We start from the raw sequence: 19,527 nt of genomic DNA, 5'->3' as shown, positions 1-19,527 counted from the left end.
GGTGCGACCTTTGACATCACCGGGCAACCGTCGTTCAAAGCGCCGGCAATTCTCCGCCTTTGACAGCGAAACAGACGGTCTACATGGCCGGCTTGTTATCCGACAAAAATTGTCGGGTTGACTTAACATACAGTTTCAGTCAGGAATATCTGACGTCAAGCCACCCCTCGACCCATGTGGGGAAGCCCGACACCGTTCAATGTTAGGTTTTCCAGATGACACATCCCCTCCCGTACCAACATGTCTTGCAACCTGCCCTGACCAGCGCCGGTTTTCATGCATCGTCGTTAATCGGTGCCGGAACGTCACCTCTTGCGGGTGCAGGTGCGCAATGACGTTTCATTCTCCGCCCCGTAAGCAAGCGAAGCTGGATACCCTGCCCACCTATGCCGCCAAAGACCTGACTGAAGGCGGGGATCTGGCCCAGATCGTCCTGGACGAACAAACTTACACCTTGCGCATCACACGCGCCGGCAAGCTGATTCTGACGAAATGACCCGTGGCGCTTATAAACGCGGCGGCGCATCTGTTGGTCTCATCTCGGATTTAAGCGATATCGAGGCCGCGTCGGTATTGTATTTCCGCATGTGGTTTGACGGTCCGGTCACACAGGCCCAGGTTTCAGCGGATATAATGGCGGTACTGGGTCAAACGCATGGCGAATCTGCTCTGCGGGCATTCGATCAGCTATGCAGCCTTTGTTCCAAATATGGTCGGCGCCCTTTGATGCGGCATTCAGTGATGTGCAAGTGTTTGGGATCCGACGAATCCTGTTTCGCCAATTTCATCGCAACCGCGACTGATGGTGACCACGAAGATGCGATGTTGATCGCGACCCTGTTCGTCCGGGGGGACATGGCTCCGCTCATCGCGTCGCTCGCCGCGGACTTTGGGGTGGCATTAAAGAAAATGCGGCTTGGGGCGTCTCGGGGTATGCGCGGAGTCGATGCGCGACCGACGCTCCACTAGGCTTTGCGCGGTTGAAGATAGCCACTGCCCCGCACCCTCTGCCAGGTCAGGCAGCCTGTGCAATCCGTCAACCCGACCCCGTATATCTTCACTTTTCTTTTATAAATTACATGGCGCATTTCTGAAGGTTTAATAGTTGACTGTTTTAATAAGACTTGATAGCTCGCCTTTAAATTAGGTAGCCAATCGTCCGCGACACAGCCCCCGAACAACAGCCCACAACGGGCACTTACGAGGGCCGTATGACACAGACCAGAATCCCCAACTCGCTCCGAAATCCAACAAAGACGTATAAGATCGGTATTGTGACCGCCGCCGCGATCGGCGCGGCATCCCCCGCAACACTTTATGCGCAATCGACCAGCGATCCGCTTTTACTGCCGGGAATCGAGGTGGAAACATCCGAACCGGTAGCACCGACACCAAAGCCGGTAGCAAAAAAACAACGTCGCGCCGCCCCCGCAGCGCCCCGGCGTCAGGCACCTCGTACGCAGGCACCTGTGCCGACGCCTGCGCCCGTGGCACCCGTTGCCGCGGCGGCTCCCTCCCCCAGCGGACCGGTTGCGGGTGAGAACGGTCTTTCGCCCTATGCCAACCCCGACGCCGGATATCAGGCTGTGCGTTCAGGCAATTCGTTGCTGAGCCAGCCACTGGTCGACACGCCGCGCTCGGTCACCGCGGTGACCCAACAAGTATTGCGCGACAAGAACGCTACCTCGGTACGCGAACTTGCCCGCACGACGCCCGGCATCACACTGGGCACCGGTGAAGGCGGAAATGCTTTTGGTGATGTCCTGTTTATCCGCGGATTTCAGTCATCCAACGATGTGTTCATCGACGGCATCCGCGATTCAGGCGTCGCAGTACGTGAAACATTCATGACCGAACAGGTCGAGATTACCAAAGGGCCGTCAGGGTCCATTGCGGGGCGCTCCACCACCGGTGGTTCCCTTAATCTGGTGACAAAGAAGCCCCAGGATACCGATTTTTTAGAATCCACCACCACGTTCGGTACCGCCAAACTGGCGCGTCAGGAGCTGGACTGGAACAAGGTCTGGAATGACCGTTTCAAGACCCGGATCGGATCATTGGCGCAAGTCAGCGACGTCGCCGGTCGCGACAATAGCCAGGATGACCGTCTGGGTCTGTCGGTTGCCGCAGAGTACAAGGCGACAGAAAAGCTGACCTTCAACCTGGAAGCATACCGGTTGGAGATGAAGCAGATGCCGGATTGGGGTGTCCCTTGGGATGTAAAAAACGGGGTACCCTTTACCGAACCAGGCGCAGGCCGCCCTACGCTGGATCGGTCGACCTTTTATGGCAATACCAATCGCGATTTTCAGGACGCCACACAAAGCGTGGCGACCCTGGGCGCGACCTATGAAATCAGCCCCGGCATGACCTTTTCCAACCGGACCCGCATCAGCAAAACCGAGAACGATTATATCGTGACCGGCCCGGAAGACCCCGATACCACCAACCCCGATCCATACCAATGGACGCTGGTCGCGCACCCGCAGGCCCGGTATCAGGTGAACGACGTTCTCGCCAATACCAGCGAACTGTCGTTCGGTTTCGATACCGGCAGCGCAAGTCACGATTTTGTCGCCGGCTTTGCCGTGGTTCGAGAAGAAGTCAGCCAGCAGGGCTATCTTGAGCGGACAACAAACAGCGCAGGTGTTACGACAACACGCGGGCTTTCCGACTGCACCGTCGCGATCTACAATCCTGACCCCAACAGCTGTCCGAACCCGACGACGGTGCGCGACCCCAATGCCACGCTGACCAAGGTCACGACGAAATCGTTCTATCTGAACGACACGATCACCTTTAACCCGCAATGGCAGTTGAACCTGGGCGCACGGGTAGACGACTATAGCATCAGCCGCACCACCACGGCAGCCGGGTCAACCACCTTCAGCCGCGATGACGTGATGTTCAACTGGAACGCCGGTGTTGTCTGGAAACCGCGCGAGAACGGGACCGTCTACCTTTCCTATGCGACGTCAAGCAATCCTTCGGGGCAAGAGCTTGACGCGGGTGCCGCCTATGGCGGGCTGGGGGCCGCAAACGCACCCCTTTCACCAGAGAGGAACACCGCATTAGAACTCGGAACGAAATGGCAGTTCGGTGATTTTACGGCCACCGCCGCGGTATTCCAGACCGAAAAAAACAACGCTCGCGAAACGTCGGGCGGCGGCTCCACCCCGTTGGTCATAACCGATACCGGTGAATATCGCATTCGCGGCATCGAACTGGGCATGGCCGGCAAGATGACCGAAAAGCTTAGCGTGTCCGGTGGTTTGACGTGGATGGATAGTGAGGTTCTGAGCAGCAGCAATCCCAACAACATCGGAGCAGACTTCGCCAATATTGCGCATGAACAGTTCAACCTGCTTGCCCGCTATGAATACAACGACAAATGGAGCTTTGGCGGCCAAGCCACGTGGCGTGGCCCTGTCCAAGGCGGGTTGTTTGCGGCGACAACCGGCAACAACCTTCCCAGCTTCTGGCGGTTTGATCTGATGGCCGAATACGAGATCACGGATGCCGCTTCGGTAAACTTCCGCGTCGATAACGTGTTGGATGAAACCTACTATGACGCTGTGTACCGCTCGAGTGCGCCGTTTTCCTACATCGCGCCGGGACGCTCTGCATCGGTTTCGGTCAGCATGAAGTTCTAACCCACCACCCACGTGGCAGGCGGTGTTCTATCGCCTGCCGTTTTCCAACCGAAAGGACATTTTATGTTGGTCTGCGTCGAAGATATCCTGTCTGCGCAAGAACTGTCCGATATCCGGGATGCGCTGAGCACTGCTGAATGGGATGACGGTCGCGCAACAGCAGGTGCGCAATCTGCGCAAACCAAGCGCAACCGGCAAATTCCGCTCAACAGTCCGGTGCTTCCCGATCTGCAAACGCTGGTGCTGCAAAGGCTGATGGCCAATCCTACGTGGGTTTCCGCGTCGTTGCCGCTGCATGTTCTACCGCCAATGTTCAATCGGTACGAACAATCCGAGACCTTCGGCGTTCATGTCGACAATGCCATTCGGGTCAACCCTCAGACCGGCCAGCGGCTGCGCACCGATCTGTCCTGCACCCTGTTCCTGAACGACCCTGACGACTATGACGGGGGCGATCTGGTCATCGAAGACAACTACGGCACCCAATCTGTCAAACTGCCCGCCGGGCACTGCGTTCTTTACCCATCTACATCTTTGCATCAGGTCACACCGGTGACGCGCGGTGCCCGTGTGGCATCGTTTTTCTGGGTGCAATCCATGATCCGCGACGGGGGGCAGCGTGAAATCCTGTTCGACCTTGATCAATCCATCCAAGCGCTGTCAGCAACTGCGGGGTTGAACGACGCCACCGCTGTGCGTCTGACCGGCATTTATCACAATCTTATTCGGCAATGGGCGGAAACGTGACATGAAATTTGCAGCTGTTCTGACCACCGCGATAATGACTGCCCTGCCACAGGTTGCCGCCGCCGATACCGCATCGGTGAATGTTGCGTTGATAAACTTTGCTGACCAATGGATCGGCCCTGCCCTGTCGGAACCGATGCGGGACGCGGCGCAGGGGGGCGGCCATTCACCGTTGGCCATGTTCATGGGTGCCGACATTGTCGTGAAATCGGTAATGTTCGGGTTGGCGCTTGCGTCAGTGCTTGGCTGGGCTGTCTGGGCAGGCAAGATGCTTCAAGTCTACGTGGCGAACAACCGGCTGCGCCGGTCCTACAGGCAACTGGCGCGCGCCGGTACGTTGACCGGTGCGCACCCAAAGACCTATTCAGGGCCGGTGCGGGTCATGGTTGACGCGGCACAGGCTGAAATCGAGATATCGTCCGGACTGGGGAAGGACGGTGTCAAAGAACGGATGGCCTCGGAACTGTCGCGTATCGAAGCCGGTGCCGCCCGGTCAATGCAGTCGGGCGCGATGGTGCTTGGCTCCATCGGGTCGACGGCCCCTTTCATCGGCCTGTTCGGCACCGTCTGGGGGATAATGAACAGCTTTATCGGCATTGCCGAAAGCGGCACCACCAGCCTTTCGGTTGTTGCCCCCGGTATCGCAGAGGCGCTTTTGGCGACCGCGATCGGGCTGGTTGCCGCCATTCCGGCCGTGCTGCTTTACAATCATATCACGCGGGTGGTGTCAGGGTATCGGGCACGGATCGGTGACGCAGCCGCATTGGTAGAACGCTGCCTGTCGCGCGATCTTGACCGTCGTGCCGCAGAGGCGGTACCCGCGCGGACCACCTTGCGCAATTTGGCGGCGGAGTAGAGCAATGGGTGTGCGACTGTCCGACGGCGGCGATGAACTGGCACCGAATGCTGACATCAACATCACACCATTTATCGACGTGATGCTGGTCCTGCTGATCATCTTCATGGTGGCCGCCCCCCTTTCCACCGTTGACGTAAATGTCGAACTCCCGGTGGCGACCGGCACCCCCGCTGCGCGCCCCGCTGACCCGGTGTTCGTGACGATCCACAAGGATCTGAGCCTAAGCGTCGGTGACGGCGATGTGACGCTGGCCGATCTGAACATGCAGCTCGGCATGCTGACCAAGCTCGATTTCAGCACCCGCATTTATATCAATGCAGACCGGTCGGTCCCTTACGGCGAAGTGATGGCGGTGATGAACCGCATGCGAAGCGAAGGCTACCTGAAAATCGGGTTGGTCGGTCTTGAGGACGAGGGCAGCCGAGCCCCGGGCGTCGCGCCTCCGGCGGAGAATAGCGCGAAATGAGCTTTGCCTATGCTGCTTCGCCTAAATCGGGCCTGATGCTTGGTATTGGCCTGAGCATTGGGGTTCACGGGGCCCTGATCGCATTGTGGTTGACACAAGCCGCCGCCACCGAACCCTTGCAGGACCAAGGCATTCAGGGGCGCGAGCTGATTGATCTGGCCGAGATTGAAATGATCATGGCCGCCCCTGAGACCGATCTGCCCGACGGCGACCCGGCCCAGGACAGTCAGGCAGTGATGGAAAGCCCGTCAGAGCGTATAGAGGCCAAAGCGTCCAACGACCCGCTGTTGGCCCAGGTTCCACGGGCCCCGGATGACCCGGAACTACAGTTCAAAATTGCCAATCCGGACCAAAAGGTCGAAACCGAGAAGGAAGCAAAGGAAATCCCCACCGAAGTGCCCAAGGAAACCGCGCAGGAAAGTGCGCCTCAAAGCGTCGCGGCCGCCCCCAAGGCCAGTGCGGGCCAAGACGAACAAGACCAGAGTGCCGCGCAGGAACAAGGGCTGAGCGACGCGGAACAGGCCGAGATTACCGACTGGCAAAAGTCACTGGTGCTGGCGTTGAATGCTGCCAAGGATTATCCGCGACGCGCCCGCAAAGCCCGCGCCGAAGGCACGGTATCGGTCGCGTTTTCCCTGGATCAATACGGTCGCATCAAAGCCCGCGAGGTATCGAAATCATCGGGATGGCCGGTACTGGACAAAGCGGCGCTTGATATTTTTGACCGGCTCAAGGCTTTGCCCGCGCCGCCGGCGGCAATGGGGGCCGGGCCGTTTGATCTGGCGATCCCGATCAGCTACAGGTTCCGCTGAATTCAGTCACTGCATCGGGGGTGATATCGGCGACCGTCGCACAGCCGCAAAGTGCCATCGTCACCTCGAGCTCGTCGCGCAATCGGCGCAACACCTGGCTTGCACCGCGTGCCCCGTTCACTGTCAGGCCATGCATCACGGGGCGCCCCACCAGCACTGCCTCGGCGCCCAGTGCAAGCGCTTTGAACACGTCGCTACCGCGCCTTACCCCACCATCCAGATAGACCGGCACTGCGCCTGCTACCGCCTTCGCAACGCCAGCCAGACGGGTGATTGGCGCAGGCAATGTGTCAAGAACCCGACCCCCGTGGTTTGATACGATGATACCTTGCGCGCCTGCCTCGACCAGCCGTGTCGCATCCGCCGGGCGCAGGCATCCTTTGATGATCACCGGCACCGGACTGTCCTTGATCAATCGCAGCAGGTCCGCCCACGTCGGCGCAAAGACCATCATGCCATCGAACACAACGCTTTGCCCCTCTTGCAACTGGGGGCGCGGCGGCTGGGGTAGCACGTCAAGCATGACCGGGCGCACTTCGGCCGGCAGCGCAAAGCCCGCGGCGACTTCACGGTCGCGCAAGCCGTTGATCGGCGCGTCCAGCGTCACCACAAGCGCTTCTGCACCGCAGTTTACCGCGCGGTCGACCAGCATCATCGTCGTATCGTGATTGCCCTGCATGTAAAGCTGAAACCAGCGTCGCCCCGGTATCGTCGCAATGTCTTCCGGGGGGGTACTGGTTTGGCAGCTCAGTACCATCGTCGCATCTTGGGCGGCAGCCGCCATTGCGGTTGCGGTTTCGCCGTCGGGGTGGAACAGAAGTTGGAACGCCATCGGTGCAACAATGATGGGATGTGCCGCTGCACCCCCTAAAATTCGGGTCCGGGTGTGCCCCCCGGCGCAAGGGGTCAGCAGCTTGGGCAACAACCCTATCCGTGCGAAAGCCGCACGGTTCTCGGCCACGCTGTGCTCTGCTTCCGCGCCGCCTTCGAGATAGGCAAGTGCGTCTGGCGACAGTTGCTTTGCCGCCGCGATTTCGAAATCTGATAGGGTCAAGGGCATGGCGCACGAATACCTGACAGTTTCAGTTTTACAAGTCATTTAATCGTCGCTTCTCCCGCCCGTCAGCGACGCCCGAGCCCAAGATCAGGCCCGCCTTTCCCTGTTCGATCCGCTTCACAAAGTGACAAGAGAAACCCGGTCAGCGTTCCTGCTCCCAGATTGGCGTTGGCCAGCAGGTCAGGCGGCTTTGATTTGGCCAGACCGAAGAAATACATTCAATGATTGTCGTGTGTGCTATTTTTCGACTTAATGGCCGAAACGAAAGGACCACATGGAACATTCATTTTCTCTCGACGACGTCGAAGCCCTCGCTTTTGAAACGCTCGCTGCTGCCGGTGCCGCGCGCCCGGCAGCCCGAGCGGTGGCGCGTTCCACAAGACTGGCCGAGCGCGACGGTATCCGCAGTCACGGCTTGTTGTACCTTCCGATCTACGCCGAACATCTGATGTGCGGGAAGGTTTCGGCATCGGCCACCCCATCGGTCACAACACCGCGCAGCGGTCTTGTCCATGTCGATGCCGATCACGGGTTCGCCCATACGGCAATCGACGCCGGATGGGACAAGCTGGTCGAAGCGGCGCAAAACAACGGCATCGCTGCGATGAGCGTCAAGAATTCCTATAACTGCGGGGTACTGGGGCATCACGCGGAAAGGCTTGCCACAGACGGACTGATCGGGCTGTGTTTTACCCATGCGCCCGCGTCAATTGCCCCGCCGGGCGGCAAACTACCCGTCGTGGGAACCAATCCGTTTTCCATCGCGGTACCAGGTGAAAAAGGCGAAGCGTTGCTGGTAATCGACCAATCCGCCAGCGCCATCGCCAAATCCGAGATCTTGTTACGCAGCCGCGAAGGCGTGCCGATCGAACCCGGATGGGCTCTGGATGCACAGGGGAATGAAACCCTTGATGCGGATGCCGCGCTTGCGGGATCGATGTTGCCATCTGGCGGCTACAAGGGGTTCGGCGTCGGTCTGCTGGTCGAAATCCTTGCCGCGGCACTGACCGGGGCCAATCTCAGCACCGAAGCCAGCCCGTTTTCCGGACCAAAGGGCGGTCCTCCGGGGACAGGGCAATTCTTCATTGCGATAGATCCCGCTGGTTCAGGGGAAGCCGGGTTTTGGGGGGCTATGGCGCGGCTTGCCGCGTCGATCACCGACCAACCCGGCGCTAGATTGCCGGGCAAGCGCCGCGCCGATAACCGAGCCAGGATTGAAGCCGAAGGCGTAAAAGTCAGCGATGATCTGTTGGCCCGGATCAAGACCATCGCTGCTTCACCGTCGTGACCGCCGCCGTCGGATTAGGCGGGGCATGTCGGCCACAGGCCGGTTTTCATCGTGCGATTCACCCGGATCGCGCGCGGGCGCAGCTGGATCGTGCTCAGCCCCGTTGTTTCATGCCGGACTGGGGCTCGCGGCATTTGCCCGCCATGCCATCAGTATAGGCAAGGCGCACAGGGCCATTCCGAATGTGAAGGACAATAGATAGCCAAGGTTTGCCAAGCTGTTTTGCGGCATCGCGATCAGGACACCACCGAAAAACAGCATCACCCTTAACGGCAATGCCGTGCGTCCGAGTAGCGGGCCAACGAGTATCACATAGCCTTGCAAGGCGGATGAGATCATCGCAACCCCGAGCAACGCGCAACTTAACGCAACCGTGATCTCCCATGCCGGTGCCTGACCGATCAATGCCGGGTTCAACACAAAAAAGAACGGAGCGATATAGATGACCCCGCCCAAGCGCATCGCCTCAAACCCTGTGGCGATCGGGTTGGACCCTGCCATCGTAGACGCCGCGAACGCACCTAGCGCGACGGGGGGGGTGATATAGCTGACCATCCCCCAGTAAAGAATGAACAGGTGCACCGCCAGCTGATTGAGCCCGCCCGCCTCGAGAGCTGGGGCAAGAACCACCGCAAGGAAGATGTAGCAGGCTGTGACCGTCATCCCCATGCCAAAGATGAACGCGGTGATCGCGCCCATGAGCAACAGAACCAACGTGTTGTCCCCGGCCAGAAACACCAGTTCGTTTACCAAAGTCCCCGCCAGCCCCGTCGCCGAGAACGAGCCTACGATAAGGCCAACGCCCAACAAAATCGCTGTAAGTTCAGCAAGGCCCATGCCGACGCCGACGATCATATTGCCCAAACGTTCGAGGTTCAGCCGGTGGCTTGCCCGGAACTGGTTGACCACCAGCAGCAGCACAGTCGCATAAAACGGCGCAGAGGATTCCTTGCGCAGGACAATCATCATGTACAGCAGCAGTGCGAATACAAAGATATAGGGCCAGCCTTCAGTCATCACGACCTTTAGCCGCGGCAGGTCCGGCTTTGGCAGGCCGCGCAGACCACGTTTGGCTGAATACGCGTCGATCTGGGTGAAAAGACCCCAATAGAACAGGATGCTGGGGATAGCTGCCGCCAGGGCGATCTCAACATAGGGGCGCGACAGAAATGACGCCATCACAAAGGCCGTGGCACCCATGATCGGCGGCATCAACACGCCACCGGTTGATGCGCATGCTTCGGTTGCGGCCGCCGTTCTGGCCGAAAACCCGGTTTTTCGCATTGCGGGAATGGAAACTGCGCCGGTGGTCAGGACGTTGGAGATAACCGAACCCGACATCGACCCCATGAACCCGCTGGCAAAAATCGAAACCTTTGCCGCACCGCCACGATACCCGCCGACCAGCCCCAGGGCCAGGTCGTTGAAAAATTGGCCGCCTCCGGTGCGTTGCAGTACCGCACCGAACAGGATGAACCCGATGACAACACCGCCGAATGCTTTCATTGGGATACCAAATGAGCTTTCGGCCGAATAAATGTGGTAAGCCACTGTCTGAATAAATGTGCTTTGGAAGCCCGAGAACGGATCAGGCACCTGCCCCGCGAACGTCGGGTAGAATGCAAACAGCGTGACGATGCAGAAAAGCACCAGCCCCCCCGCCCTGCGTGTCGCCTCGAGTATCAAGAGGAAGAAAACGATCGACACATATTCGGCGGTTTTAGGGGCTGCGTATTCCCATCCCTGCGACAGGTTCAACTGCGCCGTCTGAGCCAGATACCCCGTGCTTGCCAGGGCGAGTCCGAAAAGCGACCAGTCCAGCCAGGTCGGCACACCGCCCTTGCCGCCACGCATCTGAAAAATCAGGAAAGTAAGCGCCAGAAACAGGCCGCCCAATACATACAGATAGCGCCCCTCAATCAGCACGATCCCGAATAGCTGGGCGTTAAACAACTGATTTATAACCAATACCAGCGATAGCAACGTCCCGATGACAACCACCCAACGGGCGGGCCCCGCGAGGCGTTCCGCCGGCGTAGCGCCATCAATGGCGACTTGTTCCAGCCCCTTTATCACGGGGGCATTTGTCTTGGGGTCAGTCATCGGTACACTCGTGCTTGGGGTAAACATAGCGAACCAGCCGACGAGATCGCCGGCTGGTTCACGTTGGTGACAAAGGTCAGAATACGACCGAGAACCCGCCGTCTTTCAGCGCCTTGCGCCGCGCATCGGACCAGGCGGCTTCCCAATCAGCAGGAGAAGCGGCCTTGGTTTCTTCCCAAGCAGCGGCAAGGGCCTCCTGGCGTGCAATCAGTTGGTCGTTATGCGCTTGCGCTTTATCGGACCAGACACCGGCTTCTTTGAAATAGCGGATAGCGCCTTCGTGATAGGGGACGACCCATTCCATGTTCTGCTTGTCGAGAGCCCACCCCCCGATACCGGGTGAGTTACCGTCGTATTTGGGGAACAGTTCGACCATGGCTTTGGTCATATTGTAAACCAGGCCTTCGTCTGCCGCCGCCATCGCTGTCAGCACCGGATAGGCATAGCCTGCCCCTTGGTATCCATCGGTTCCGTCGATGGTCGCACCGACCGAAGCTTTATTGATCGTGAAGAAGGGCGCAATTTCCTGCATCCGCGCAAAGCCTTCGGTGTCGGCCGGGTCGATCGGTGGCCAGAACAGCCCGCGCGGGCCCGCTTCGGCTTCGTACGCCTTGCCCGAGTTGGTCGAAGCGAATGCGGCATCCACCTGACCTTCGATCAAGCCGGTCCAGCTTGCGCCGAAACCGCCGAATTCCACGCGCTCGACATCATCCCAGGTCAGGCCGCCATACGCCATATACGCTTCGGTGTTTACGTTCAGCGCCGGGGCCCCGACGATATAGGCGACGCGCTTGCCTTTCAGGTCGGCATAGGTCTTGATACCCAGATCTCCGGCAACGCCAACGGCCAGATTGATGGCCCCGCCATTATTGGCCATCAGCACACGGATCGGCTGCGGGCCCCAGTTTTCGGCACCAAAATCAAACACGCCCTCTTGCGCCATGAAGCTGCCGCCCACACCAGTCGCGGAAAACTCAACACGCCCCTGCCGCAGCGGTTCAGTGCGTGACACATCGTTCTTGCCGGGCAGTACGCGAAGGTTCACCCCCGTGGCATCCTGCAACGCAGCACCGATCGCCACCGCCTGATTATAGCCAGCCGATCCGGTATCATATGCCGTCCAGCTTAGCTGTTTGGGTAGTTCGATCTCTTGCGCCGCAACCATCGTCGTCGACAGCCCGAGCACCGCAAGGGTGGTAGTAAAATAGTTCATGGTTTCCTCCCAAAAAATTGCCAGTCCAGCGAAGATCTCTTGACGCCGGGCGCATCTGGCGGCTCGTTTTCTTACGAAACGCAGTTCCGCTCTGTGGAAAAGGATACGGAGTTTGTTTTTGCCCTGTCAACCGAAGTTAACAACTTTGGCCAATTGAATTGTGCGGCGAAGGTCCAGTTCAACCTTCGCTTTCTTATCTGTCCTCGACAATCCCGCGAAGCGCTTCGTGCGGCACGCCTACGCTTTTTGCGGTTTCGACAAGCTGCGCCACGGTTCCCGCATCAACGTATATTCCGCTGGCAAGCCTGTCCTGGGTACTGCGGCGCTCCGGGTCACCGGGAAACAGCACCCCCGGGGACCCCGGTGCGGCGGGCGACGCCTTGACCCAGTCGGTGTATTTATCGAGGTCTTCGTTGAATTCGTCGACCAGCCCAAAGACATCAGGATCAATAAGGATCGCCATCATATTATTGAAAATGCGCGCCGGAGCCTCGTGTTCGGGTGAATACGCCCCGCCCCCGCTGAACGATCCACCCAGCATGTCACCCAACAATGCCAACCCGAACCCTTTGTGCTGACCAAAGGTCGTCAACGCGCCGATGGGTTCGTCGAACATGACCGCCGGATCGTTTGTCGGTTCGCCGGCTGCGTTGATCAACGCACCCTCGGGCGCTGTTTTACCGCTAAGATGCGCGACGCGGGCCTTGCCCATGGCGATGGTGCTGGTCGCCATATCCAACAAAAACATCGGGTTTTTCGATGTGGCCGGTATCGCCGTACAATAGGGATTGGTCACAAACCGCGCGTCGCTTCCTCCGAAAGGGGCAACCAAGGGTCTTGGCGACTGTACATTGGCATAAAGAATGCAGATGAACCCTGCGTCGGCCGCCATTGCGCCCCAGTCCCCCAGGCGCCCCAAGTGGAAACTGTTGCGTAGCGACAGCACGGCGAAGTGACTGCTTTTAGCCCGATCTATGGCCAAATCCATCGCCTGCTCAGCTATCACGTGACCGAAACCCTGTTGCCCATCCACCAGCAAAAAAGGCCCCTTGTCCTTTACAACTGCAATCTCTGCATCGGGTAACAGTTCGCCTGCCTGAATACCCTCGACGTAGGCGGGCACCATGCCGACGCCGTGGCTGTCATGACCGGTGAGGTTGGCATGAACCAAACGCGTAGCAACCTTTGTCGCCGCGTCGCGGCGCGCGCCGGCATGGCTCAGAATTGATATCGCGATATCGGTAAGGTCTTCGGCGGTGATTCTCATAAGTTTTGCTTTCTATGGATACGGTCACAGGCAACAGATCGGGAAGGCCGACACGACGCCTTACCAGCCATTTCCGTGCTGAAAGCACACCAACGGACCCGAGCCGAGAAAGCTTTCGCTTCAGCGCGCGACCGACAAACCATCAGCCAGGAAATGTCGCCGGATGTTCCGCAATAAAGGCGCACATGTCCACACCGTGTGTGAGGCGCTGTTCAAATTCTGCAAAAGCGGGGTACGACATAGCCGATGACCTTGCTGGAAACAGTTTGAGCACATGAAATTCGCCCCGCTGCCATCTATATCCGCCGCCGGTATTTCAATGACCCATACCGGCGTCGAACGTCGGTGGGTGCGGTGGATCGGCGGGGTTCAGTCGTGGGTGGGTTTCCTCGGAGAGCCAGAGCACCAAACCACCCGATGCGAACATTGATATCGCCACGAACCAAAACGCCGCTTCCGCGGCACCGGTCAGGCTCGCCGTCAGGCCGAGCGCCAGAGCGCCGATCGCATAGCCAAGATCGCGCCAGAAGCGGTAGATGCCGATAGCCGAACCGCGCCATGCCGGTGGGGTGATATCGGCCACGGCCGCCGAGAGGTTGGGATACAGAAGCGCCATACCGAACCCCGCCACCCCCGCCGAGACAGACCACCAGAGCGTCCCTGTGCCAAGCACCACCATTGCGACACCAGCGCCGCAGATCCACATGCCAAGCACATTGGGCCAGAGCCGCCCGACATGGTCCGAAAGCCGGCCCGTGAACAGTTGCGATCCGCCCCAGGCAAAGCCGTAGACGCCGACGATCCATCCAATCTCAGTCAGGCTTGCACCGCGGCCTACCAGAAAAACCGGGAACAGTGCCCAGACGAGCGCATCAACGAATTTCTCGACCAGCCCTGCCTGACAGATGGCGAACAGACGCCGATCACCCCAACTCATCACTGCGAACACCTCGGATGTTGTGGGGCGTTCGGCGACGCCACGGGGATAGCGCGGCAGGTTCTGCGGCGGCGCGGCCTTGTGCGCCGCAGTTTCGGCCACGGCCCATGGAAGCGTGTCTTTCACCCAGAACACTGTCAGCACCAGCGCCGTCACAACGACCCCCATACCGAAAACAAGGAGCCCGTTCCGCGCCCCTAACCACTCGGCTGCGTAGGCAGTCAAGATGCCGGCCAGCGCCACCCCCACGTACCCTGAGAATTCATTGAGCCCCATCGTGAGACCACGTTCCTCGGCACGGGTGATGTCAAGCTTCGCGGTCTGGGTCATCGACCAGCAAAGCCCCTGATTGACCCCGAGAAGCACCGTCGCCGCGACGATCCAGCTCCAGTCCGGTGCGTACCAGATCATCACCGGGATCGGCAACGCGATGACCCAACCCCAAAGCAGTACCGGTCTACGCCCTATCCGTTCCGACCAGCGACCCGCGACAAAGTTCATCACTGCCTTTACCGCGCCAAAAGCCACCACGAATGACGCAAGCATCATAAAGGATCCGCGCTCGAGCCCGAATTCGCTCTCGGCCATGACCGGAATCACTGTACGTGTCATGCCTATCGCGAAGCCCACCAACATCACCTGAATAAGCTGATGGGTAACCTGGCCGATATTTTCCCTGACGCCGTACCGAAGATTGTCCATGTTCATGATGCAGGTCCCTTCATAGGAATACGCAGATTGACTGTGTTGCCGGAAACCGGACACCGTAGAGGCTGGTTCAGCATCCCGCCAAGCCAAACCATGCGGCGGATGTAGAACGGTGCTGTCCTAATGCCGGTATAGGTCCAGCAGATTTGTGGCTGGATTTCTCGCCGCAGACGTAGCATTGAAACGTCGCAAAGCGCCTTTGCCTTGCGGAAGGTGGACATTCTCACAGGGCTTTCGGCGGATGCAGCGCACACAGTGGTCTTGGTCATCGGTATTCGGCCTTCGGGGGTTGAGTGGCAGTCGGAAATCGCTATCATTCAATCAATCACTTGATTGATATATCGATAGGGAACACATGCTGTCAATCAGCCCCAAACACGCCCTGCTGGAAGAATATGCCCGCGTTGCGCATGCCCTGTCTGCGCCGGCACGGCTGTCGATTCTGGAACAACTGGCACAAGGAGAGCGGGGTGTGGAGGCGTTGGCCCAAAAGACCGGTTTATCCCTCGCCAACTGCTCCCAGCATCTCCAGCAGCTACGCCGCTCAGGTCTGGTCACCAGCCGCCGTGACGGAAAGGCCGTGATCTACCAGATATCGGACGCGAAGACTTTGGACCTGATGGACCTTCTGCGCATCGTTGCCGAACGAAATCTGGCACAGGTCGACCACATCCTGCGCGGCCTCGCAGGGGACGAAGACGCCCCCGAACCGGTTAGCCGCGCTGACTTGGCTATCCGGTTGGCCAAAGGCTCAGTGATCGTGCTCGACGTGCGACCGGCCGACGAGTACGCTGCTGGCCACATCCCGGGTGCTCTCAATACGACGGTAGCGGAGCTTGATCAGCTTGTTCCCAAGTTCGCGGCCGATGCCGAAATCGTTGCCTATTGCCGCGGGCCCTATTGCGTCTACGCCCACCAAGCCGTCGCTGCTTTGCGACGGCACGGGTTGGATGCGCGCCGCCTCGAGGGCGGTCTGCCGGAATGGCGCGAGGACGGAAGACCGGTTCTAACTACTCCAACGCGAGCGCAAGCATAATTCTCGCGTTCTCGCTACAGATCAGCCCGATACGCGGCCACGCAACAACCCGCATATGGCGACGATGTCTTTGGGGTGCAAAAAATGTGGCCGGCGTTTCCCAACAGGGTCCCGCCGCGGCCTTACCCATTCAATACTTGATCCAACCGATCAATGGTCCGGGGTTGAAGAGTGATAAGGGAGCGGAGTGCCATATTAAGGCGCTACATAAAATAAACGCGATTACGACAGTCAAGAAAGTGGTGCGGGTGAAGGGACTCGAACCCGACCGCGCCTAATATAAATCAATGGGTTATGAGGCATTTTGTAACCATGTAACCGACTTCGAAATGGATCAAGTGACGCTACGTCAATTACGCTTAGGCCGGTCGTGAACCACGCACGAGTTCCTTGGCACGCGCTATAGTTTCCTGCTCAAACTCTACAGTGGCAATTTCGCGCTCCAGCCGTTCGAATATCGGCAGATATACCCATCGATCTGCACGATCTGTGCCACGTTTTGTCTTGCGGTTTTGAGGCTCTCAGGCTTGGCAGGCAAGTTTCCAAAATTGGCAGTAGACAGATTGATTTAGCACAGATTTACTGAATTCAATCTGTTTTATAATATCTTATATTTTCAGTTAACTTTTTCACGAGTATTGGTCGAAAATTTTAGAGCTAAAGATCCACTAACAAAACGTTAAGTAAAGGAAAAGACGATGGGTAAAAAAAATGGCTTCCTCAGAAACACAAGTTCGCTTGTATCCCCAAGCTTCCAAAAAAGGCGAAACGCTTCGCACTCAGTATCCAATGAAGCAAAGGGTCGTTTTAATGGCACTACTTCTATAAATGCAATCACTTCTTCTTTTGGGGCGAAATTGAAAGATAATTTCAGAGGGATTATACTTTCGTCGCCTTTGGAGATAAAGGAAAACTCAGTTTTAATCAAAAATTCTAATTTGGATCCAATTGAATTGATGAGATCCATTCTTTTCTGGGATGTGGTTGCTTGGCCAGAAACAAATGGAATACGCCTTGGAAGCAATGAAGATGAAAAGTTTTTGCAGTCTGCAGAAAAATTGATTCGTCCAAGCTATCAGGTTAATGGAGAGGTCGCCACGGCGCTTGCTTTAGCTGCTACAGACGCCTTTGCTCAACTAGATAGCCGTGATCCAGGCCAATGGGCGATGTCAGACAGTCATAATTCAATCATTGTTTAAGATCAGAGATTTGAAAATGATCGAGGGCTCCTCACTCGGCTGTCTAGCGCGATCCCAATACCGCAACGCGATGTTCCACTTAGCGATATTTTGGAGTTTAGGGAAAAACGAAAAGATGAAGTAGATGACCTCAATCGAGTTCTCGATGAGTTCTATCAAACTTGGGTGAACTCTGAAGATCGAGACCATCAACTTAAATTGGCTCTGAACTCAATCGATGCCGCGTGTTCCAGTCTTATTCGCACATCAAAAGAAGTTGGGTTAAGATCACAACTATCAAGTTGGGAGATGAGTGTATCATTCACAGCACGGGATGTTTACAATGCGACAGTGGCGTATGTTGCGGCTGAGTCATTCATATTAGGCTCAACAACCGCATTGCTAGTAGGTGCATCCAGTTTTATCTCTTTTAGCAAAGATATCGGGATGAAGATTTCGAACAGAGATTTGTCCCCCTTTAGATTTGTAGCGTCAATGGAGAAAAGCATGTGGTAGCGTAATTAGTGCAACGTTTCTGCAGGGTCTACTAAATACTCTCTGGAAACATCGATCGGTAAGAGCTTTCGCAGTGTATACAAAACTAAGAACCCGCCGGATTACACCGGCGGATATCTTTGCCACGCTTTCACTTGCCTAGATGAGACAGAACGAGCTTTGCAGCACTTGCATAAGTCAGCGCTATATAGGGCAACCTCTGACTTTTCAACTTAGCGATCCGACGACCGCAGAACGGATCCGTAATCGCATTCTCGTCAGCTACCACCGCCTGTGCAGCCCTCTTCAACCGACTGCTGTCCGCCCCGACTTCATCGACATAGCATTCGAGAGATTCATTAAATTCTACCTGCGCCCCGCTTTTCATGCTGCGTTACTTTCTGTCGCCGCGAGGACATAGAGAGGGTTCTTTTCCCACATGCGGAATTCTTCGTCTGTGGCGTCTTCGCCTGGTTCCGGCGTGCGCGTTTCCTTGGCAAGCTGTTCAAAACTACTGCGAAGAATCCGCAGGTTCTGGGCCATGCTTTCCAGCCCATCAATGACCTGATCCAACTCGTAGCGAGGATCATCACAAGTCCGTAGCTCTGCAGTTATATCATCGGCAAGATCATGAGCGAGACATACGGAGTCGAAACCGTAGTAGGAGAAGTAGCGCTCCAACATGGTATCCTCGCTATCCGTTGCTTTAGACAGAGCGGACAGGCCCTCTCAGCGATATGGAGCGTCGAGGAACCTATTGAACAACTCGCTTTCAGACAGAGTTGTAAATGTAGATACGTTGGTGTTAGATTTCGTCATCTGTTCATTCCTTTTTTTGAACATTCAGCCGCAACTCGGTGCTAGTTCTCACGCCGGTGCCTTGTTGCGGTTTTGGGCTTAGATGCCCGTAACCTTCCACTGTGGGAAAGGTCTCCTGACCGGTTTATCTAACTGGTTCAGAATCTTATTGAGCTTTACGGCCTGCTTCATAGCGGCTGCTCGATCAATCTCAGTCGACTGCTCAAGTTCTTTTAGGCGCGCTTGAATCTCATTGCGTTTGTATTCGTTGACCGAATTCGCCAGCGTCACAACCGTATCTAGCATACAACTAATTATCAGCTCGGCGCGTCCGATTGCCCCCTTGGCGTCTTCAACGTGATCAGCTCCAAATATTTCAATGTCACCGAACGCTTCGAGATCAATGACATAGTCTTGCGCGTCGCGTTCGTCGTCAAATCCCGGGAACTCCATTCCGGCGAGCGCCATATACATATCGCACTCACCTATGTTCGCGTCATTTTCCGCCCACTGAGAGAAAGGCTTCCGGTAGAGACTTACCGCGATATCCTTCCCTTTTGTTTGAGCGACCTCGGCCTCCGCCTTTTTCCGCGCGCGATACGCCTTTTGCTTTTCTGCAGGTGTAAGTGCCATCAATTCCTCCTAAGATGAGTAACTATAACATAGTTACCGTTACTCTGCCAAGAAGTATTTACGCGTTCACTAAAGATTTGGGCCAAAGCCCCCCGATTTCACCGATGACCTCAGCTATTCGATCACGCAATGGGTGTGGGTGTGCCGGATCACGGTCCAGCTCAGTAAGTGCGTTCAGCAGCTCGTAATAGTCGGTATCGGGTAGGTAGATGTCAGATGTGGCCATCTCAGGCACTCCAAGGTGTTACAACACCACCAGACTCCCTGATCTGGAATC

Annotated in this window: 20 protein-coding genes; 11 read left to right on the top strand and 9 right to left on the bottom strand. The window is 57.1% G+C overall.

What is annotated here, in order from left to right:
- The first annotated feature begins 331 nt into the window (after nt 1–331).
- The 7 genes from hemP to AC13DE_RS06650 all read left to right on the top strand — a co-directional run bounded on the left by hemP (nt 332) and on the right by AC13DE_RS06650 (nt 6,537).
- A complete protein-coding gene (gene hemP / locus AC13DE_RS06680) occupies nt 332–496 on the top strand; it encodes a hemin uptake protein HemP (protein ID WP_446295667.1) in 165 nt (54 codons plus the stop codon).
- The gene (locus tag AC13DE_RS06675; protein WP_483047438.1) at nt 493–969 is read left to right on the top strand and encodes a hypothetical protein; all 477 of its coding nucleotides are present in this window, start codon (nt 493–495) and stop codon (nt 967–969) included. Before hemP ends, AC13DE_RS06675 begins: the two co-directional genes overlap by 4 nt.
- A gap of 242 nt (nt 970–1,211) precedes the next feature.
- Nucleotides 1,212–3,653, top strand: a complete 2,442-nt coding sequence (locus AC13DE_RS06670; RefSeq protein WP_483047437.1) for a TonB-dependent receptor — start codon at nt 1,212–1,214, stop codon at nt 3,651–3,653.
- Between the two features lie 63 nt (nt 3,654–3,716).
- The gene (locus AC13DE_RS06665; protein WP_483047436.1) at nt 3,717–4,400 is read left to right on the top strand and encodes a Fe2+-dependent dioxygenase; all 684 of its coding nucleotides are present in this window, start codon (nt 3,717–3,719) and stop codon (nt 4,398–4,400) included.
- Nucleotide 4,401: 1 nt separating this feature from the next.
- Complete coding sequence (gene exbB / locus AC13DE_RS06660) at nt 4,402–5,256, top strand: tonB-system energizer ExbB (protein ID WP_446313489.1); 855 nt, start codon at nt 4,402–4,404, stop codon at nt 5,254–5,256.
- A 4-nt stretch (nt 5,257–5,260) separates the two neighbouring features.
- Nucleotides 5,261–5,725 (top strand): TonB system transport protein ExbD, encoded by a 465-nt coding sequence (gene exbD / locus AC13DE_RS06655; RefSeq protein ID WP_483047435.1) that lies wholly within the window; start codon nt 5,261–5,263, stop codon nt 5,723–5,725.
- The gene (locus AC13DE_RS06650; RefSeq protein ID WP_446313490.1) at nt 5,722–6,537 is read left to right on the top strand and encodes an energy transducer TonB; all 816 of its coding nucleotides are present in this window, start codon (nt 5,722–5,724) and stop codon (nt 6,535–6,537) included. Before exbD ends, AC13DE_RS06650 begins: the two co-directional genes overlap by 4 nt.
- On the opposite strand, the gene AC13DE_RS06645 is transcribed toward AC13DE_RS06650, so the two are convergent.
- On the bottom strand, nt 6,518–7,597 hold the full coding sequence (locus AC13DE_RS06645; RefSeq protein ID WP_483047434.1) for an alpha-hydroxy acid oxidase: 1,080 nt from the start codon (nt 7,595–7,597) through the stop codon (nt 6,518–6,520). The two genes, AC13DE_RS06650 and AC13DE_RS06645, sit on opposite strands and share 20 nt — an antisense overlap.
- Before the next feature lie 271 nt (nt 7,598–7,868).
- Between AC13DE_RS06645 and AC13DE_RS06640 the strand changes: the two genes are divergently transcribed.
- The gene (locus AC13DE_RS06640; protein WP_483047433.1) at nt 7,869–8,882 is read left to right on the top strand and encodes an Ldh family oxidoreductase; all 1,014 of its coding nucleotides are present in this window, start codon (nt 7,869–7,871) and stop codon (nt 8,880–8,882) included.
- A 108-nt stretch (nt 8,883–8,990) separates the two neighbouring features.
- Here AC13DE_RS06640 and AC13DE_RS06635 read toward each other — a convergent pair whose 3' ends face one another.
- From AC13DE_RS06635 to AC13DE_RS06615, 5 genes are all read right to left on the bottom strand, one after another.
- Nucleotides 8,991–10,985 carry a TRAP transporter permease gene (locus AC13DE_RS06635; RefSeq protein WP_446313493.1) on the bottom strand — a complete coding sequence of 665 codons (1,995 nt, stop codon included), beginning with the start codon at nt 10,983–10,985 and terminating at the stop codon, nt 8,991–8,993.
- A gap of 76 nt (nt 10,986–11,061) precedes the next feature.
- On the bottom strand, nt 11,062–12,198 hold the full coding sequence (locus tag AC13DE_RS06630; RefSeq protein ID WP_446295284.1) for a TAXI family TRAP transporter solute-binding subunit: 1,137 nt from the start codon (nt 12,196–12,198) through the stop codon (nt 11,062–11,064).
- 193 nt (nt 12,199–12,391) lie between these two features.
- Nucleotides 12,392–13,465 carry a malate/lactate/ureidoglycolate dehydrogenase gene (locus AC13DE_RS06625; RefSeq protein WP_483047432.1) on the bottom strand — a complete coding sequence of 358 codons (1,074 nt, stop codon included), beginning with the start codon at nt 13,463–13,465 and terminating at the stop codon, nt 12,392–12,394.
- 316 nt (nt 13,466–13,781) lie between these two features.
- On the bottom strand, nt 13,782–15,110 hold the full coding sequence (locus AC13DE_RS06620) for an MFS transporter (RefSeq protein ID WP_483047431.1): 1,329 nt from the start codon (nt 15,108–15,110) through the stop codon (nt 13,782–13,784).
- A complete protein-coding gene (locus AC13DE_RS06615; protein ID WP_446313496.1) occupies nt 15,107–15,379 on the bottom strand; it encodes a hypothetical protein in 273 nt (90 codons plus the stop codon). Before AC13DE_RS06615 ends, AC13DE_RS06620 begins: the two co-directional genes overlap by 4 nt.
- Nucleotides 15,380–15,465: 86 nt before the next feature.
- Here AC13DE_RS06615 and AC13DE_RS06610 point away from each other — a divergent pair, with 86 nt between their 5' ends.
- The 3 genes from AC13DE_RS06610 (at nt 15,466) to AC13DE_RS06600 (ending at nt 17,840) form a co-directional block, all read left to right on the top strand.
- Nucleotides 15,466–16,146, top strand: a complete 681-nt coding sequence (locus AC13DE_RS06610; protein WP_483047430.1) for an ArsR/SmtB family transcription factor — start codon at nt 15,466–15,468, stop codon at nt 16,144–16,146.
- A gap of 698 nt (nt 16,147–16,844) precedes the next feature.
- Nucleotides 16,845–17,345: a hypothetical protein gene (locus tag AC13DE_RS06605; RefSeq protein ID WP_483047429.1), complete on the top strand. Its 501-nt coding sequence runs from the start codon at nt 16,845–16,847 to the stop codon at nt 17,343–17,345.
- Between the two features lie 39 nt (nt 17,346–17,384).
- Nucleotides 17,385–17,840 carry a DUF6236 family protein gene (locus AC13DE_RS06600; RefSeq protein ID WP_483047479.1) on the top strand — a complete coding sequence of 152 codons (456 nt, stop codon included), beginning with the start codon at nt 17,385–17,387 and terminating at the stop codon, nt 17,838–17,840.
- A 363-nt stretch (nt 17,841–18,203) separates the two neighbouring features.
- On the opposite strand, the gene AC13DE_RS06595 is transcribed toward AC13DE_RS06600, so the two are convergent.
- The 3 genes from AC13DE_RS06595 to AC13DE_RS06585 all read right to left on the bottom strand — a co-directional run bounded on the left by AC13DE_RS06595 (nt 18,204) and on the right by AC13DE_RS06585 (nt 19,476).
- On the bottom strand, nt 18,204–18,503 hold the full coding sequence (locus AC13DE_RS06595) for a hypothetical protein (RefSeq protein WP_483047428.1): 300 nt from the start codon (nt 18,501–18,503) through the stop codon (nt 18,204–18,206).
- 213 nt (nt 18,504–18,716) lie between these two features.
- Nucleotides 18,717–19,250 carry a hypothetical protein gene (locus AC13DE_RS06590; protein ID WP_483047427.1) on the bottom strand — a complete coding sequence of 178 codons (534 nt, stop codon included), beginning with the start codon at nt 19,248–19,250 and terminating at the stop codon, nt 18,717–18,719.
- A 58-nt stretch (nt 19,251–19,308) separates the two neighbouring features.
- Nucleotides 19,309–19,476 carry a hypothetical protein gene (locus tag AC13DE_RS06585; RefSeq protein WP_483047426.1) on the bottom strand — a complete coding sequence of 56 codons (168 nt, stop codon included), beginning with the start codon at nt 19,474–19,476 and terminating at the stop codon, nt 19,309–19,311.
- Nucleotides 19,477–19,527: the final 51 nt, after the last annotated feature.

This window comes from Sulfitobacter sp. L-8 (genome assembly GCF_056859255.1).
This window is presented reverse-complemented; position numbering and strand designations above follow the sequence as displayed.